Annotated in this window: 16 protein-coding genes and 1 tRNA gene; 12 read left to right on the forward strand and 5 right to left on the reverse strand. The window is 68.5% G+C overall.

Going from position 1 to position 16784, the window contains the following annotated elements:
• The first annotated feature begins 2 nt into the window (after positions 1-2).
• Positions 3-1697 carry an assimilatory sulfite reductase (NADPH) hemoprotein subunit gene (cysI, locus tag ACVCL9_RS04465; RefSeq protein WP_447098975.1) on the forward strand — a complete coding sequence of 565 codons (1695 nt, stop codon included), beginning with the start codon at positions 3-5 and terminating at the stop codon, positions 1695-1697.
• The gene (locus tag ACVCL9_RS04470) at positions 1694-2413 is read left to right on the forward strand and encodes a phosphoadenylyl-sulfate reductase (protein ID WP_447098974.1); all 720 of its coding nucleotides are present in this window, start codon (positions 1694-1696) and stop codon (positions 2411-2413) included. The genes cysI and ACVCL9_RS04470 overlap by 4 nt, the downstream gene beginning before the upstream one ends.
• A gap of 82 nt (positions 2414-2495) precedes the next feature.
• Here the strand turns inward: ACVCL9_RS04470 and ACVCL9_RS04475 are convergent, their stop codons facing one another.
• A complete protein-coding gene (locus ACVCL9_RS04475) occupies positions 2496-3437 on the reverse strand; it encodes a peptidylprolyl isomerase (protein WP_447098973.1) in 942 nt (313 codons plus the stop codon).
• Between the two features lie 148 nt (positions 3438-3585).
• Here ACVCL9_RS04475 and ACVCL9_RS04480 point away from each other — a divergent pair, with 148 nt between their 5' ends.
• From ACVCL9_RS04480 to ACVCL9_RS04490, 3 genes are read left to right on the forward strand one after another with little or no spacing between them, the layout of a single operon-like run.
• Complete coding sequence (locus ACVCL9_RS04480; RefSeq protein ID WP_395118348.1) at positions 3586-3948, forward strand: PadR family transcriptional regulator; 363 nt, start codon at positions 3586-3588, stop codon at positions 3946-3948.
• The gene (locus tag ACVCL9_RS04485) at positions 3945-4877 is read left to right on the forward strand and encodes a sensor domain-containing protein (RefSeq protein WP_447098972.1); all 933 of its coding nucleotides are present in this window, start codon (positions 3945-3947) and stop codon (positions 4875-4877) included. Before ACVCL9_RS04480 ends, ACVCL9_RS04485 begins: the two co-directional genes overlap by 4 nt.
• Positions 4877-5320: a DUF1579 family protein gene (locus ACVCL9_RS04490; RefSeq protein WP_447099456.1), complete on the forward strand. Its 444-nt coding sequence runs from the start codon at positions 4877-4879 to the stop codon at positions 5318-5320. Before ACVCL9_RS04485 ends, ACVCL9_RS04490 begins: the two co-directional genes overlap by 1 nt.
• Before the next feature lie 37 nt (positions 5321-5357).
• Here the strand turns inward: ACVCL9_RS04490 and ACVCL9_RS04495 are convergent, their stop codons facing one another.
• Positions 5358-5645 (reverse strand): hypothetical protein, encoded by a 288-nt coding sequence (locus ACVCL9_RS04495; RefSeq protein ID WP_395118354.1) that lies wholly within the window; start codon positions 5643-5645, stop codon positions 5358-5360.
• Positions 5646-5772: 127 nt separating this feature from the next.
• Here ACVCL9_RS04495 and ACVCL9_RS04500 point away from each other — a divergent pair, with 127 nt between their 5' ends.
• From ACVCL9_RS04500 to ACVCL9_RS04525, 6 genes are all read left to right on the forward strand, one after another.
• Positions 5773-6381, forward strand: a complete 609-nt coding sequence (locus tag ACVCL9_RS04500) for a class I SAM-dependent DNA methyltransferase (RefSeq protein WP_447098971.1) — start codon at positions 5773-5775, stop codon at positions 6379-6381.
• Positions 6382-6455: 74 nt separating this feature from the next.
• On the forward strand, positions 6456-8447 hold the full coding sequence (locus ACVCL9_RS04505; protein WP_395118358.1) for an OPT family oligopeptide transporter: 1992 nt from the start codon (positions 6456-6458) through the stop codon (positions 8445-8447).
• Positions 8448-8532: 85 nt separating this feature from the next.
• A complete protein-coding gene (mprF, locus tag ACVCL9_RS04510; protein WP_447098970.1) occupies positions 8533-11139 on the forward strand; it encodes a bifunctional lysylphosphatidylglycerol flippase/synthetase MprF in 2607 nt (868 codons plus the stop codon).
• Entirely contained in the window at positions 11136-11939 is an 804-nt protein-coding gene (locus tag ACVCL9_RS04515; RefSeq protein ID WP_447098969.1) for an AcvB/VirJ family lysyl-phosphatidylglycerol hydrolase, read from the forward strand. The genes mprF and ACVCL9_RS04515 overlap by 4 nt, the downstream gene beginning before the upstream one ends.
• Before the next feature lie 79 nt (positions 11940-12018).
• Positions 12019-13080, forward strand: a complete 1062-nt coding sequence (locus ACVCL9_RS04520) for a class I SAM-dependent methyltransferase (protein ID WP_447098968.1) — start codon at positions 12019-12021, stop codon at positions 13078-13080.
• The gene (locus ACVCL9_RS04525; RefSeq protein ID WP_447098967.1) at positions 13077-13775 is read left to right on the forward strand and encodes a pseudouridine synthase; all 699 of its coding nucleotides are present in this window, start codon (positions 13077-13079) and stop codon (positions 13773-13775) included. The genes ACVCL9_RS04520 and ACVCL9_RS04525 overlap by 4 nt, the downstream gene beginning before the upstream one ends.
• A gap of 43 nt (positions 13776-13818) precedes the next feature.
• Here the strand turns inward: ACVCL9_RS04525 and ACVCL9_RS04530 are convergent, their stop codons facing one another.
• Both ACVCL9_RS04530 and ACVCL9_RS04535 read right to left on the reverse strand, forming a co-directional pair.
• Positions 13819-14163 (reverse strand): YkgJ family cysteine cluster protein, encoded by a 345-nt coding sequence (locus ACVCL9_RS04530; protein ID WP_395118367.1) that lies wholly within the window; start codon positions 14161-14163, stop codon positions 13819-13821.
• Positions 14164-14210: 47 nt separating this feature from the next.
• Positions 14211-14798 (reverse strand): DUF1415 domain-containing protein, encoded by a 588-nt coding sequence (locus tag ACVCL9_RS04535; protein WP_447098966.1) that lies wholly within the window; start codon positions 14796-14798, stop codon positions 14211-14213.
• A gap of 182 nt (positions 14799-14980) precedes the next feature.
• On the opposite strand from ACVCL9_RS04535, the gene ACVCL9_RS04540 reads away from it, so the two are divergent.
• Entirely contained in the window at positions 14981-16540 is a 1560-nt protein-coding gene (locus ACVCL9_RS04540; RefSeq protein WP_447098965.1) for a protein adenylyltransferase SelO, read from the forward strand.
• A gap of 44 nt (positions 16541-16584) precedes the next feature.
• Here the strand turns inward: ACVCL9_RS04540 and ACVCL9_RS04545 are convergent.
• Positions 16585-16661: transfer RNA gene (locus ACVCL9_RS04545), tRNA-Arg, on the reverse strand.
• Positions 16662-16784: the final 123 nt, after the last annotated feature.

A 16784-nucleotide genomic window follows, 5' to 3' on the forward strand; every position in this document is an offset into this window, starting at 1 on the left:
CGATGCCTTCCCACCTGGAAAAGATCAAGATCGAAAGCCGCCTCCTGCGCGGCACCATCGCCGAGGGGCTGGCCGATGCCGTCACCGGCGCGATCGCCGAGAGCGACACCAAGCTGCTGAAGTTCCACGGCAGCTACATGCAGGACGATCGCGACATCCGCGACGAGCGCCGCCGCCAGAAGCTGGAACCGGCGTATGCCTTCATGGTGCGCGCGCGCCTGCCTGGCGGCGTGATGACCCCGGCGCAGTGGCTCGCCTTCGACCGGATCGCCGGCGACTACGCCTCCAGCGGACTGCGCATCACCACGCGGCAGACTTTCCAGTGGCACGGCATCATCAAGCGCGACCTGAAGCCCGCCATCGCGGCGATCAACGCGGCCATGGCCAGCACCATCGCCGCCTGCGGCGACGTCAACCGCAACGTGGTGTGCAACACCAACCCGGTCGAATCGCCGGCGCACGAAGCGGCATACGCGTGGGCGGTGCGCCTGTCCGAGCACCTCAAGCCGAAGACGCGCGCCTACCACGAGTTCTGGCTCGATGGCGAAAAGCTGGTGGGCGAGGAAGCCGCCAACGAAAGCGAACCGCTGTACGGCGCCACCTACCTGCCGCGCAAGTTCAAGATCGGGCTGGCGATCCCGCCGCAGAACGACATCGACGTGTTCGCCCAGGACCTGGCCCTGATCGCCATTGTCGAACACGGCGAGTTGCTTGGATTCAACGTGGGCATCGGCGGCGGCATGGGCGCCACCCATGGCGACCCGGCCACCTATCCGCGGCTGGCCGACGTGATCGGCTTCGTGCGGCCGTCGCAACTCATCGCGCTGGCCGAAACCGTCATCGCCGTGCAGCGCGACCGGGGCGATCGCGAGGAGCGCAAGCATGCGCGGCTGAAGTACACCATCGACACGCTTGGGCTCGGTGCGGTCAAGGCCGAGATCGAGCAGCGCCTGGGCTTCGCGCTGGAGCCGGCGCGCGCGTTCCGTTTCGACAATAACGGCGATCGCTACGGTTGGGTCGAAGGCCATGCCGGGCGCTGGCATCTGACCTTGCAGGTGGAGTCCGGCCGCCTGCTCGACCGCGGAGCGCACACCTGGCTCAGCGGCATGCGCGAACTGGCCGGCGTGCACACCGGCGACATCCGGCTCACCTGCAACCAGAACCTGATCATCGCCAACGTGGCGGCCGCCGATCGCGCCGCGATCGACGCCCTGGTGGCCCGCCACGGCATGGACGGCTACAAAAGGCACAGCGCGATCCGCCAGCACGCGATCGCCTGCGTCGCGCTGCCCACCTGCGGCCTGGCGATGGCCGAGAGCGAGCGCTACCTGCCGACGCTGCTGCCGAAACTGGAAGCCTTGCTGGACCGGCACGGCCTGCTCGACACGCCGATCCTGCTGCGCCTGTCCGGTTGCCCCAACGGCTGCTCGCGTCCTTACCTGGGCGAGATCGCCCTGGTCGGTCGCGGCCCGGGGCGTTACGACCTGCGCCTGGGCGCGGATTTCCGCGGCCAACGCCTGAACCAGGTCTGGCGCGAGAACGTCGACGAAGCGGCCATCCTTGCTGCACTCGACCCGCTGTTCGCGCGCTATGCCGCCGAGCGCGAGGCGGGCGAGGGCTTCGGTGATTTCCTGCTGCGCGCGGCTGTTCTGCAGCCACCACCTGCGCGGCGCATCGCCGCCACGGTGCTCGCGTGAAACCGCTGCCGGCGGACACCGCCCCCGACGCGCAGGCGCTTGCGGGGATCAACGCCATGCTGGCCACGCGCAGCGCTGCGCAGCGGGTGGCGTGGGCGCTGGAGCACCTGCCCGGAGAACACGTGCTGTCGTCCAGTTTCGGGGCGCAGGCCGCCGTGTCGCTGCATCTGGTCAGCCGCCAGCGTCCGGACATCCCGGTGATCCTGATCGATACCGGTTACCTGTTCCCCGAGACCTACCATTTCGTCGACCAACTGACGGCGCGGCTCGGGCTCAATCTCAAGGTCTACCAGTCGCCGCTCAGCCCCGCGCGGATGGAGGCGCGGCACGGCCAGTTGTGGCGCCAGGGAGTGAGTGGCATCGACCAGTACAACCGCGTTCGCAAGATCGAGCCGATGCAGCGCGCGCTCGATGAACTGCATGCCGGCAGCTGGATCGCCGGACTGCGCCGGCAGCAATCGCGCAGCCGCGCCGCGATCGACTTTCTCGAACTCCGCCACGGCCGCTGGAAACTGCACCCGCTGGCCGACTGGAGCGACCGCGACGTCGGCCACTATCTCAGCCGCCATCGCCTGCCGTACCACCCGCTGTGGGAGCAGGGCTACGTCTCGATCGGCGACCACCACACCAGCCGTCGCTGGGAGCCCGGCATGGACCCGGAGGAAACACGCTTCTTCGGCCTCAAGCGCGAGTGCGGACTGCACGGCATCGCGTGACGGTGGGTCCCCGCAGGTCGGGCAGTGCCCGCCGCTCCTGGTCCGGGTGCGTTGAAGAGCAGGCGGGCAGGGCCGCCCTGCGTCAATGCGCTGCTTTCGGCTCACGCACGGGGATGTCGACGCTGCACAGGCCGACCTTGCCGGACGACACCTTGTAGAAATCGTCATGCCGGTGGCGCTGGGCGTCGAGCAGGGCGGCGAAGGTGGCGCTGTCCGTGCGCAGCACCTGCACGGCCGGGCGCTGCGCCGGCGGCAGTTCGGAGGCCAGTCGCACGGATTCGATCGGCGTGCGTTGCGCGGGCTTGTCGTAGAAGCCCATCGGGCCGGTACCACGCGGCAGGGCGGACAGCAGCGGCATGCCTTCCAGCACGCGGCCGGCGATCGCCAGGTTGCGGTCGAGCCGGCGCGGGGACTGGCCGATCACCACGTACAGCTCGCTGCCGCTGCCGGTTTCCGGGCCGATGTCGCGTCCCACGCCGACCATGCCGTAGCAATGGGTCAGCCACTGCTCGCCGCTGGCCGGGTCGCGCGCGGCGGGGAAGCCTTCACTGAAACCGACCTCGGGTGCATAGACGTCGCCGTCGGGCAGCGGGGTCCATTCCAGCCTCGGGTCGATCGGCCGCGTGTATTCCGGCGGCAGCGTGGCGTGCGCCTTGCCAAGCGAGCGCGGCTTGCTGGCGGGATCGTTGTTGTCGCCCGCCGGGTCGCCCCATTGCGTGACGAAGTTGTCCTGCACACGCACGATCGCCAGGCCGTCGTAATAGTGCTGGCGCGCCATGGTGCGGATGTTCGCCGCATGCAGCGGGGTGAAGTCCGGCGCCAGCTCGATCAGCACGCGTCCCGTCTGCAGCTGCATCACCAGCAGGTTGTGCGGGTCGGGCGTGCGCCATTCGGCCGCGGTGGACTTGGCCAACAGCTCGGCGCGGCTCGGCGTGGGCGCCTGGGTATCCGTGGCGGCGAGCGCCGGCACGGCGACCAGGCTGGCCAGCAGCGTCAGGGCCGCGAATTGACGACGTGCATGCATGGCTATCCCCTCAAGGTTTGCAACGGCGAGACCCGCAACTTAGCAGAGCGTCCGCGTCGCCGGCAGGCGCATGACTTCAGGCATATTCACTAGTCATAACTGCACACTAGAATGAATACCGTAACAGGTGACAGTGCGGGTGAGCGCGATGGATGACGGCAGTCAACTGAAGAAGTTCCAGAAGGAGCTGTCCACCGGCACGGTGGCGCTGGTCCTGCTGGCCGTGCTGGCGCAGTCGCGCCAGCCGATGTACGGCTACCAGATCGCCAAGCGGCTGGAGGCGGTGGGCGAGGGCGTGCTCGCCGGCAAGCAGAGCGCGCTGTATCCGGTGCTGCGCAATCTCGAGGCGTCGGGATTGCTGGCCAGCGAGGTCGAGCCTTCGATCAGCGGACCGCCGCGACGCTATTACCGCATCACCCGGCCCGGGCGCGACGCGCTGCGCGACTGGACCGCCGCGTGGATCGCCACCCGCGATTCGGTCGACAACGTCTTGCAAGGAGGGGTTTCATGAACGCGCCACGCACGATTGCCCAATATCTCGATCAGCTGCGCGCCGCGCTGCGCGGGGCCGACCCTGCGCTGATCCAGGATGCGCTCTACGACGCCGAGGAACACCTGCGCGCCGAGCTTTACGAACGCCCCGGACGCGACGAGGCGGCGATGCTCGAACAAGTGGTGCAGAGCTACGGCGCACCTGACGAGGTGGCCGAGATCTACCGCGACCAGGAGATAAAGGTGCAGCGGGCGATCCGCCCGCCGCCAGCACCGCCGCGTCGCTCGCTGGCCGGGCGCTTCTTCGGCGTGGCGACCGACCTGCATACCTGGGGTGCGCTGTTCTACATCCTGCTGGGGTCGGCCACGGGCATCGCCTATTTCACGCTGGCCGTGGGTGGCATCGCGCTGTCGGCGGGCCTGTCCGTGCTGATCATCGGCCTGCCGTTCATAGTGCTGTTCATCGGCAGCATGCGGGGGCTCTCGCTGCTCGAAGGGCGCATCGTGGAAGCGCTGCTGGGCGTGCGCATGCCGCGGCGGCCACCGTACCCGCAACGCGGCGTGCCGCTGCTGGGGCGGATCGGCGCCATGTTTACCGACCCGCGCACCTGGACCACGCTGTTCTACATGGTGCTGATGTTGCCGCTGGGCATCGTATACTTCATCCTCACCGCCGTTTTGCTGGCCGTCGCGCTGGGCCTGCTGGGACTGCCGGTGCTGATGCTGTTTGGCCACGACTGGCTGCAGGGCCTGTACGTGGATCACACGATCCTGCTGGACTGGGGTTCCGGTCCGCACGTACCTGGCTGGGCCGAGGTGCTGGCGATGTTCCTGTTCGGCGCCGGGTTGCTGTTCGCCACCCTGCACCTGGTACGCGGAATCGGCCGCTTGCACGGCGCCATGGCCAAGCACCTGCTGGTGCGCGGCACAACCCGGAGTGCATCGTGATGGACGACCTGCTGGCCCGTTTCGATGGTGCATGGGATGGCGAAGAAACCATCGCCACGACCCGCTGGGGCGAGGGCGGCCCGGCGCTCGCGCAGATCAGCGGGCGGTTGGCCCTCGGCGGCAGGGTGCTGCTGATGGATTACCGCGAAACGCGGGACGGCCAACCCGCGCTGCAGGCGCACGCGGTATTCGCCGACGGTGCCAGTCCCGGCAACTTCGCGCTGCACTGGTTCGACAGCTACGGCTTCACTCCCGCAGAACCTGCGCCCGGATATCGCGACGGCGATCGGCTGGTGTTCGTGCGCAGTTCGTCGCGCGGGCAGACACGACATGTGTACCACTGGCTGGGCAACGACGAGTTCACCCTGGTGCTGGAAAGCTCGTTCGACGGCGGTACAAGCTGGGAGAAGGTCATGCAGGGCAGCTACCGTCGCGTCCCGTAGCCCCGGCGCGCCGGGGTGACCGGCGTCGTCGCGGCTTTCAGAAATCATCCACGAACTCGATGCCGGCGCTGCATTCGCTGGCCAGTATCTCGGCGTTCATGCGCACGTCGTCGGCCAGGCTGTCGCTGGCCGCGCCCACTTCGATGAGATAGGCATGTGCGTCGCTGTCGCCGGCCGAACCCAGCGAGCTGGAGTCGTCGCGGATGCCCAGCGCGGGGTCGTCGATTTCCTCGATGTGCTCGACCCCGTCAATGCCGTGCAGGCCGATGATGAGGGTGTCGGCGTCGGCGCGACTGCCGATCAGGCGAAAACGGATCATGGGCATGGTGTTGGCTCCGGGTGGTCGGGGGCGGGGCGAGCATCGCAAGCGAAACGCATGCGAAAAGTGATGCCGTGCCGCGCGCTACCATGGGCGTTCATCCGCCAGCCACTCCGGCCCGCGCCGGGAAGCCATGCCCAAGACCTACGACCGCATCTATTTCGACAAGTGGTATCGCGACCCGCGCCATGCGGTCGGCTCCCCGGCCGAGTTGCGGCGCAAGGTGGCGATGGCGGTGGCGCAAACCGAGTACTACCTGGGCCGCACGATCCGCAACGTGCTGGACGTGGGTTGCGGCGAAGCCACGTGGCGGGCGCCGCTGCGCGCGCTGCGACCAGGCGTGGAGTATCGCGGGCTGGATGCCAGCGAGTACGTGGTGGCGCGTTACGGCCGCAGCCGCCGGATCGGCCTGGCGCGCTTCGGCCAGCTCGAACAGCTGCGCTTCGACACCCGCTTCGACCTGATCGTGTGCAGCGACGTGCTGCACTACCTCAAGCCAGCCGAGATCCGTGCCGGGCTGCACGGTATCGGCGAGATGCTCGATGGCGTGGCCTTTCTGGAAGTGTTCACCAGCCGCGACGACGTGGCGGGCGACCGCCAGGGTTTCATCGCGCGCGCTCCCGCCTGGTACTTGCGCGAGTTCGGCCGCGTGGGCCTGTTGCCGTGCGGATCGCATTGCTATCTCGGGCCGCGACTGGAGCAGCATGTGGCCGCGCTGGAGCGCGCGCGGCTGCCTGGCTGACGAAGGCCGGCGTATCGCCGGGCGACGGTTCCGCGCTATCGTGCGCGGCAGTTTTCATCGGGGGAGAGCACGAAGTGACCCAGCCAGTCTTGTCCAGCCCGTCGCGCCGCGAGCTCACCCTTCGTGGCGTCATCATCGGCATCGTGATCACCGTGGTGTTCACCGCTGCGAACGTGTTCTTCGGCCTCAAGGCCGGACTCACCTTCGCCACCTCGATCCCCGCCGCGGTGATTTCCATGGCGATCCTGCGCGCGTTGAAGAACTCCACCGTGCAGGAGAACAACATCGTGCAGACGGTGGCCTCGGCCGCCGGCACGCTGTCGGCGATCATCTTCGTGCTGCCGGGCCTGGTGATCCTGGGCTACTGGAACGGCTTCCCGTTCTGGATGAGCTTCGGCATCTGCGCCACCGGCGGCATCCTCGGCGTGATGTACACCATCCCGCTGCGCCGCGCGCTGGTCACCGATTCCGACTTGCCGTATCCGGAAGGCGTGGCCTGCGCCGAGGTGCTCAAGGTGGGCTCGGGCGATTCGCCGGAGGCCGCCGAGTCGGTGGAGTCCGGCGGTGCCGGGCTGAAGGCGGTGGTGGTGGGCTCGATCGTCTCGGCGGCGTTCTACGTGGTCGTGCAGACCAAGATCTTCGCCGCCGCGGTGTCCAGCTATTTCCGCATCGGTGATCGGGGTGCGGCTAGCGGTTTCGACTTCGGTCTCTCCTTCGCGCTGTTCGCGGTGGGACACCTGGTGGGCCTGTGGGTGGGCGTGGCGATGCTGCTGGGCGCGATCATCGGCTGGGGCTGGGCGGTGCCGCACTTCCTGCTGCTGCACCCGGAGGGCGGCGCGGCGGCGGAAGCGGCCCAGGCCACCTGGAGCCACTACGTGCGTTTCGTGGGCGCCGGCACCATCGGCGTGGCGGCGATCTGGACGCTGGCCAAGCTGGTCAAGCCGGTGATCGGCGGCCTGGCCGGCGCGATGCGCGCCTCCAGCGCGCGCAAGGCGGGCACGCTGCATTCGCTGCCGCGCACCGAACACGACATGCCGATCGGCCAGGTCGGCATCATCACCTTGCTGTGCCTGATCCCGGTGGCGTGGCTGCTGGGCCACTTCGCCAACATCAGCGGGCTGGGCGAGCACATGGCGCTGCTGGTGATCGGCGGCGTGGTGTTCGTGATCATCATGAGCTTCCTGGTTTCCGCGGTATGCGGCTACATGGCTGGCCTGATCGGCTCGTCCAACAGCCCGCTGTCGGGCGTGGGCATCCTGGTGGTGATCATCGCCGCGCTGCTGCTGGTGCTGGGGGTGAAGTCGCTGGTGCCGGAGGAGGCCGGCAAGGCGCTGGTGGCCTTCGCGCTGTTCATCACCTCGATCGTGTTCGCGGTGGCCTCCATCGCCAACAACAACCTGCAGGATCTCAAGACCGGGCAGCTGGTGGACGCCACGCCCTCGCTGCAGCAATGGGCGCTGGTGATCGGCGTGATCGCCGGCGCGCTGGTGATTCCGCCGGTGCTGGACCTGCTGAACCAGGCCTACGGTTTCCTCGGCGCGCCGGGCGTGGACCCCGCGCGCGCGTTGCCGGCGCCGCAGGCCGGGCTGATCTCGGCGCTGGCGCAGGGCGTGATCACCGGCAACATCGACTGGAGCCTGATCGCCATCGGTGGCGGCATCGGCGCGGTGCTGATCGTGGTCGACGAGGTGCTGGGCAAGACCGGCAAGTCGATGCGCCTGCCGCCGCTGGCGGTGGGCCTGGGCATCTACCTGCCCACCTCGACCACGCTGATGGTGGTGGTCGGCGCGATGGTCGGCGCCTGGTTCGACAAGCGTGCCGAGCGCGGCCCCAAGGCGGAGCCGACCAAGCAGTTGGGCGTGCTGCTGGCGTCGGGCCTGATCGTGGGCGAGAGCCTGCTCGGCGTGATCGTGGCGGCAGCGGTGGCGCTGTCCGGCAACCAGTCGCCGCTGGCCGTGGTGGGTGAAAGTTTCGCCACCCCGGCGATCTGGATCGGCGGCCTCGCCTTCACCGCGACGATCGTGGTGATGTACCGCTGGATCGCGCGGATGGGGCAGGGCGGCTGAGGTCGCCTTGCCGCGTGGCTGCCGTTCAGCGGCTGCCACGCGACTGGCCCTAAACTGGCGGCCTTTCCGGGGGGATGCGAGCCGCGTGGTGCAGGAACAAGTCGAACGGGCGCCGCGCGCGGACGGGATTCCCGATGGCCCCAGCCAGAGGGTCGCGTGGTTGCGCCACATCGCCGGCCCGCTGTTCTCGGTGGGCATGCTGTGCCTGGCGCTGTTCGCCCTGCATCTGCTGGCGCGCGAGGTGAATTACCACCAGGTGCGCCAGTACGTGCAGGGGCTGTCGCACGAACGCCTGGGCCTGGCGGCGCTGTTTACCCTGGCCGGCTACGCGGTGATGACGATGTACGACCGCCTGGCGCTGGCCGCGATCGGACGTCGGCTGCCGTGGCGGCGGGTCGGCCTGATTTCCTTCATCAGCTACGCCTTCAGCAACGCCCTGGGCATGTCGCTGCTGGTGTCCGGTTCGATCCGCTATCGCTTCTACGTGCAGAACGGGCTGGGCAACGGCGAGATCGCCCGCGTGGTGCTGTTCTGCACCAGCAGCTTCTGGCTCGGCCTGCTGGCGCTCACCGGCACCACCTTGTTGTGGGTGCCGCTGCCGCCGGAGCTGCCGCTGGCCGGTCTGAGCCAGCCGTTGGGCGCGGTGCTGGTCGCACTGCCGCTGGCGTGGCTGGCTGGCGGATTGATCCATCGCCCGCTGCGCATCTGGCGCTGGCGCGTGACGCTGCCTTCGGTGGGCACCGCGTTGAAACAGATCCTGGTCGGCGCCTGCGACTGGGGCCTCGCTGCCGCGGTGCTTTACGTGCTGATGCCGGATGCGTTGAACAACGGCTTCGGGCACTTCCTGGCGATCTTCGTGATCGCCCAGATCGTCGGCCTGGTGAGCCACGTGCCCGGCGGGCTGGGCGTGTTCGAGGCGGTGATGCTGGCCGGCTTCGGCGCCACCGGCAACGCGCAGCTGACGGCACCGATCCTCGGTGCGCTGGCCGCGTACCGGGTGATCTATTACCTGCTGCCGCTGTGCGCCGCCGCCGTGCTGGTGCTGCAGCGCGAGGCGCAGGGCTGGCGCCGCAAGGCCGTGCTGGCGCCATGGTTCACCGGCTTGCTGCCTTCGTTCTTCGCCGGCCTGACCCTGGTCTGCGGGGCGGTGCTGCTGTTCTCCGGCGCGACCCGCGCGCTGCCGGTGCGCATGGCGATCCTCGGCGAGCTGTTGCCGCTGTCGGTGCTGGAGGTTTCGCACCTGCTGGCCAGCGTGATCGGCATGCTGCTGCTGATCCTGGCGCGCGGCCTGCAACGCCGGCTGGATGCCGCCTACTGGCTGACCCTGGTGTTGCTGCTGGCCGGCGCGGTGTTCTCGCTGCTCAAGGGCATCGACTACGAGGAGGCCGCGCTGATGACCTTGCTGGCGCTGGCGCTGGCGCCGGCCCACCGGTTGTTCCATCGGCGCGCGTCGCTGTTCAGCACCAGCTTCGGCGTGGGCTGGATCGTGGCGATCGTGGCGACGCTGGGCTGCGCGGCGTGGCTGGTGGTGTTCAGCTACAAGCACGTCGACTACAGCGCCGACCTGTGGTGGCAGTTCAGCCTGCAACACGGCGGCGCGCCGCGCGCGCTGCGCGCGCTGGTGGCCGCGGCCGTCACCGGCATGCTGTTCGCGGCGGCCAGCCTGATCCGTCCGCAGAAACTGCAGCGCGAACGACCCGGCGAGGCCGAGTTGGCGCAGGCGCTGCCGCTGATCAAGCAGTTTCCCTCGGCGCAGGCACACCTGGCCCTGATGGGCGACAAGACCTTGCTGTTCGACGACGAGCACAAGGCCTTCGTGATGTTCGACACGATCGGACGCAGTTGGGTCGCGATGGGCGATCCGGTGGGCACCGACGAGGCCGCACGGCGCGAGCTGGTGTGGACCTTCCTCGAACAGTGCGAGCGAGCGGGTGGCTGGCCGGTGTTCTACCAGGTCAGCCCGGCCAACCTCGACCTGTACCTGGAGGTGGGCCTGAACCTGCTTAAGATCGGCGAAGAGGCGCGGGTGCGACTGGATGCCTTCAACCTCGACGGCAAGTCGAAGAAGGTGCTGCGCAACACGGTCAACAGGCTGCAGCGCGACGGCCTGCGCCTGGAGATCGTGCCGGCCGACGCGGTGGCCGGCCTGCTGCCGAAGCTGCGGCCGGTGTCGGACGCCTGGCTGCGCGACAAGCACGTGCGCGAAAAGCGCTTCTCGCTCGGTGCCTTCGACCCGCACTACCTGGCGCGCACGCCGATGGCGCTGGTGTGGCAGGGCGATGAGCTGGTGGCATTCGCCAACCTGCTGCTCAGCGACACCCGTGAAGAGGCATCGGTCGATCTGATGCGCCATCGCCCGGACGCCCCGGCCGGCATCATGGACTACCTGTTCGTGGAGCTGATGCTGTGGGCGCGCGCCGAGGGCTACCGCTGGTTCAACCTCGGCATGGCGCCGCTGGCCGGGCTGCACAGCCGGCGGCATGCGCCATGGTGGAACCGGTTCGGCGCGATGGTGTTCGGCCGCGGCGAGCGCTTCTACAACTTCCGCGGCCTGCAACGCTACAAGCAGAAGTTCGACCCGCAGTGGGAGCCGCGCTACATGGCGGTGCCCCGCGGCATCGCCTTGCCGATGATCCTGGCCAACGTGGCCAGCCTGATCGCCGGCGGATTGGGAGGAGTCGTGCGCCGATGAGACGATGGAAGACCTGGCTGGCCGGTGTGCTGGTGCTTGGTGTGCTTGGCGCCTTGCTGGCGTGGCGGCCCTGGTCGTCGGTCAGCCTGGCCGATGCGGCCGTGGTCTGGCCGGTGGCCGCGCATGCCGTCGCACCGCCGGAGGGGAAGGACGACGTGATGGCGGTGATCGTCTCCGGCGACGGCGGCTGGGCCGACGTGGATCGGCGCCTGGGCATCGCCTTGATCGACCGCGGCGTGCCGGTGCTCGGCATCAACTCGTTCAAGTACTACTGGCGCGGGCACGACCCGCGGCAGACTGCGCGCGAACTGGATGCGTTGATGACGAAGCAGCTCGATGCGTGGGGCAAGCGGCGGATCTGGCTGATCGGCTTTTCGTTCGGCGCCGACGTGCTGCCCACCATCACCGACCAGCTCGGCGCCGAGAACCGTGCGCGGATCACCCAGATGGTGCTGCTCTCACCCAGCCGCGACGTGACCTTCGAGATCGAGCTGCAGGGTTACATGATCGAACAGGGCTGGTTCAAGGAGCGCCTCAAGGACGCGTTGCAGTGGATCAACCCGATCGATCATCACGACCCGCTGCCGCCGCTGCGGGCGTTGCACGACCAGCCGCCAGTGGTGTGCTACTACGGCCTGGACGATGCGGCCGACAGTCTGTGCGACCAGCCCGGTCTGCCGACGTGGGTCACCGTGCACGCCAAGCAGGGTGGCCATCATTTCGACGAAGGCTACGGCCCGTTGGCGCAACAGATGCTGGACGAATTGCCGGCGTCACCGGGTACCGCCGCTCGGCCTTGAGCACCGTGCAGGCGGCAGGCGCGCAAAGGCGCCGCGATACACTGCGCGCCTGTTTCCCGGGTCAGGACATCGAGTGAGCATGGCGGGAGTATTCGCGACCCCCAGCGCAGCGCTGGCGGCGTTGTTCGTGCCGTTCGAGACGGCGCGGTTGAGTTTGCCCGCGGATGGCCGGGTGCTGTTCTTGCGTGCGCGCGCCAATGTGCGCCTGCGCGAGCTGGCGCAGCCGGGCTGGTTGTGCGAGCAGGGTTTCCTGCCGTTCGCGGAGGAGCTGGCGCGACAGGGCCTGCACGTCGGCGAACCGGCGGCCGACGAACGTTTCGCGCTGGTGCTGGTGCTGCCGCCGCGCCAGCGCGACGAGGCGCGCGCGCTGTTCGCCCGGGCGCTGCAGCACACCGCACCGGGCGGCACCGTGCTGGCGGCAATGGCCAATGCCGAGGGGGCGAAATCCGGTGAGGCGGATCTGCAGAGGCTTGCCGGCCCCGTGCAGCAACTGTCCAAGCACAAATGCCGCGTGGTCTGGGCCGCGCGGGACGACGCTGCCATCGACCAGGCGTTGCTGAAGCCATGGCTGGCACTGGATGCACCACGCGAGATTGCCGGCGGCTACGTCAGCCGGCCGGGGCTGTTCGCCTGGGACCGCGTCGACCGCGCCTCGGCGCTGCTGGCCGAACACCTGCCGGTGGAGCTGCACGGTCGGGTGGCGGACCTCGGCGCCGGTTACGGTTACCTCGCCTGCCAGCTGATCGCGCGTTGCCCGCGGGTCTCGGCGATCGACCTGTACGAGGCCGAGGCGCGCGCGCTGGAGCCGGCGCGCGTCAACCTGGCGCGGGCACAACGCGATGCTGGTCGCGAGCTGGCGGTGAACGTGCACTGGCACGACGTGACCCGCGGCTTGTCCGAACGCTACGATGCCATCGTCAGCAATCCGCCATTCCACCAGGGCCGCGCGGACCTGCCGGAGCTGGGCCGCGCCTTCATCACCAGTGCAGCGGATGCGCTGCGACCGGACGGCTGCCTGCTGCTGGTGGCGAATCGGCACCTGCCGTACGAGGCGCACCTGGGCCAGCGCTTCGAGACCGTGCGCACGCTGGCGACGCAGGAAGGATTCAAGGTGATCGAGGCCACCGGAGTACACGCATGAAACTGGTCAAGCTGATCGCCAACCTCGGCTACGGCAGTCGCAAGGACGTGACCCGGCTGTTCCGCAGCGGTCGCATCACCGACGCCGATGGCGAGGTGCTCTACGCCGACGACGTGGTGCCGCTGGAAACCGTCCGCGTCGACGACGAGCCGCTGGACCCGCCGCCTGGCCTGGTGCTGATGTTGAACAAGCCGCTCGGTGTCACCTGCTCGCGCAAGGACCCGGGCCGCATCGTCTACGACCTGCTGCCGCCGCGCTACAGCGTGCGTACGCCCGCGCTGTCCACCGTGGGGCGACTGGACCGCGACACCTCCGGTTTGCTGCTGTTCACCGACGACGGCCCGCTGCTGCACCGGATCATTTCGCCGAAGGCGCAGGTGGCCAAGGTGTACGAGGCCACCCTCGCACAGGATCTGCGCGGCGACGAGGGCGCGCTGTTCGCCAGCGGCACGCTGCTGCTGGAATCGGAGAAGGAACCGCTGGCACCGGCGACACTCGATGTGCTGGGGCCGCGGCATGCCCGCCTGACCGTCACTGAGGGCCGCTATCACCAGGTTCGCCGGATGTTCGCTGCGGTGGGCAACCACGTGGAAACGCTGCAGCGGATTTCAGTCGGTGGACTCGCCTTGGGGAACCTGCGGCCCGGCGAATGGCGCGCCCTCGATGCCGCCGAGGTCGCGCTGATTTTCGCGTAGGCCCGCCGGCTGTTTTGCAATCCGATGGCGGGCGGCGCCCGCCCTACAGCACGTGCACCGCCGTGGGGATGACGTTGCCGAACCATTTGTGGCGCTCGTCGCGGCAGCTCGGGCTGCCCATGGCGTACTTGCGGCAAATCGCGGGGCGGTCTTCGTAGATGGTGCAGCGGGAGGTGTTCGGGTCCACCGCGGCACACCAGCCGTCTTCGCCCTTGGCCAGGATTTCCATGCCGTGTGCGTCGTGATCGACCAGCCAGGCGGGCACGTGGTCTTCGGGCATCAATACCACGGTGAGACGGCAGCACACGGCCTCGCAGGTCGTGCATTGCACGCCGGGGTCGATGCTTTCGCTGTAAGGGTCGCTATGAGGGTCGGGAATGTTATTCACGCGCCAGCATGGCACGGCGGGCATGAACGCCGTGTGGTGGCGCAAGTTCAGCCGGTTTCGCCGCGCCACAGCTCCTGCCAACCCTCGACACCCAGCCGCCGCAGTGTCTCGATGTTGCGCCGGTAGATCGCGTCGGTGTCGCTCATCTGTTCCATCGCGCGTTCCACGCTAGCTTCGCGCAGCAGGTGCAGGGTGGGAAAGGGCGAGCGGTTGCTGAAGTTCTCGATCGCGTCGTCGGCGCTGTGAGCGAACTGGTATTGCGGATGGAAGCCGGCCACCTGCCATTCGCCTTCGAGCCCCAGCGTCTGCACCGCGGCATCGGCCACGTCGAGAAAATCGTTGTAGTCGAGGAAGTCGTTCAGCACGAACGGGTGGATCAGCAGGCCGGTCTCGCATTCCTCCGGCGTCAGGGCGTTCAGCGATTGCAGTTCGCCACACAGGTCGTCGAGCAACGCATCGGTATCGCGTGCGTGGCTTACCCGCAGCCGCAGCTTGCCCTGCGCGTGGGGCGCGCGGGCAAACGGGCACAGGTTCAGCCCGATCACCGCGCGCTCGATCCAGCGCGTGGTGGCGGCGAGGCAGGGCGCGTCTTCGGGCAGGGCGTCGGCGTTGAGGTCGGCGGGTGTGTCGTTCATGCGCTTCTCGCAGGCTGGGCGCGCCGACTATAGCTGTCCGCGATGCCGACGCCGTAGCGCCATGCTTGTAGGGGCACACCCTGTGCACGATGCTCTTCATCACGTGACGCAAAAGTATCGCGCGCGACCAAAGGAAGTCCCTTGTGGACAGGCTGCTCACCTACAATCGGTCGGGTATGCCGATGTTCAAGCTTCGTTTCGACAACGCGTTCGTGCACGAGCTGCCCGGGGACCAGGAGGCAGGTGCGCGGCTGCGCCAGGTCGAGGGGGCGCTGTACTCGCGGGTCGATCCGACGCCGGTGGCCGCGCCGCGACTGCTGGCGCATTCGGCGGAGATGGCGGCGTCACTGGGTTTCAGCGAGGCGGATGTCGCCAGCGACGAATTCGCCCGGGTGTTCGGCGGCAATGCCTTGCTCGGAGGCATGCAGCCGTGGGCGGCCAATTACGGTGGCCACCAGTTCGGCAACTGGGCCGGCCAGCTCGGCGATGGCCGTGCAATTTCGCTGGGCGAGGTGATCAGCGCCGCTGGCGAACGTTGGGAGTTGCAGTTGAAGGGAGCGGGCCAGACGCCGTACTCGCGCGGCGCCGACGGTCGCGCGGTGCTGCGTTCGTCGGTGCGCGAGTTCCTGTGCAGCGAGGCGATGCACCACCTCGGCGTGCCGACCACGCGCGCCCTGTGCCTGCTCGAAACCGGCGAGCCGGTGCTGCGCGACATGTTCTACGACGGCCACGCCGCGCCCGAGCCCGGCGCCATCGTCTGCCGTGCGGCGCCTTCGTTCATCCGCTTCGGCAATTTCGAGCTGCCGACCTCGCGCGGCGATGCCGCGCTGTTGCGGCAGTTGGTCGATTTCACCATCAGGCGCGACTTTCCGGAGCTGTCGGGGCAGGGCGAGGCGCTGCATGCCGAGTGGTTCGCCCAGGTCTGCGAACGCACAGCCACGATGATCGCGCACTGGATGCGGGTGGGCTTCGTGCATGGCGTGATGAACACCGACAACATGTCGATCCTCGGCCTCACCATCGACTACGGCCCCTACGGCTGGGTCGACAACTTCGACCCGGACTGGACGCCGAACACCACCGACGCGCAGCGCCGCCGCTACCGCTACGGCCAGCAGCCGAACGTGGCGTGGTGGAACCTGAGCCGGTTGGCCGCGGCATTGGCGCCGCTGTTCGACGACGTGGCGCCGTTGCAGGCCGGACTCGACCGCTACGCCGAGGCCTACGCCGCCGCGGATCGCGTCAACATCGCGCGCAAGCTCGGGCTGGCCGAGTGCCGTGACGCGGATGTGGCGCTGATGCAGGATCTTCATGCGCTGATGGCGTCGGCCGAAATCGACATGACGCTGTGGTTCCGCGCACTCGCCGACATCGATCCGGCGAGGCCAACCCTGCAGTCGATGGACGATGCCTTCTACGATGAGGCGAAACGGCGCGAAACCGAGCCGGCGCTTGCCGACTGGCTGGTGCGCTATGCCGCCCGGCTCATCGACGATCCGCTTTCGGCCGACGTGCGCCGCGCGCGCATGCGGGCGGTCAATCCACGCTACGTGCTGCGCAATTACCTCGCGCAACAGGTGATCGACCAGGCAAGCGCGGGCGATCCTTCCGGCATCCGCGAGCTGCTCGACGTGATGCGCCATCCGTACGATGACCAGCCCGGCCACGAGGCATTTGCTTCGAGGCGGCCGGACTGGGCGCGGCACAAGGCGGGTTGCTCGATGCTGTCGTGCAGTTCCTGAAACGCACAAGGGCCGACATGGCCGACCCTTGCGTTCGCTGCGATTGGTGCCCCCGAGACGATTCGAACGTCCGACCTGCCCCTTAGGAGGGGGCCGCTCTATCCAACTGAGCTACGAGGGCGGGGAGGCGATTTTCGCATGGATCGCGCGGTTCTGCTCCTCCCTTCAGCTTGCGGAGGCAGATTGCGGGGGCGCGCGCAGGGTCGCTGCAAACCGGGGCCGAGAGCGACCCACCCGATCCTCG

Source organism: Rhodanobacter sp. UC4438_H5 (assembly GCF_052978405.1).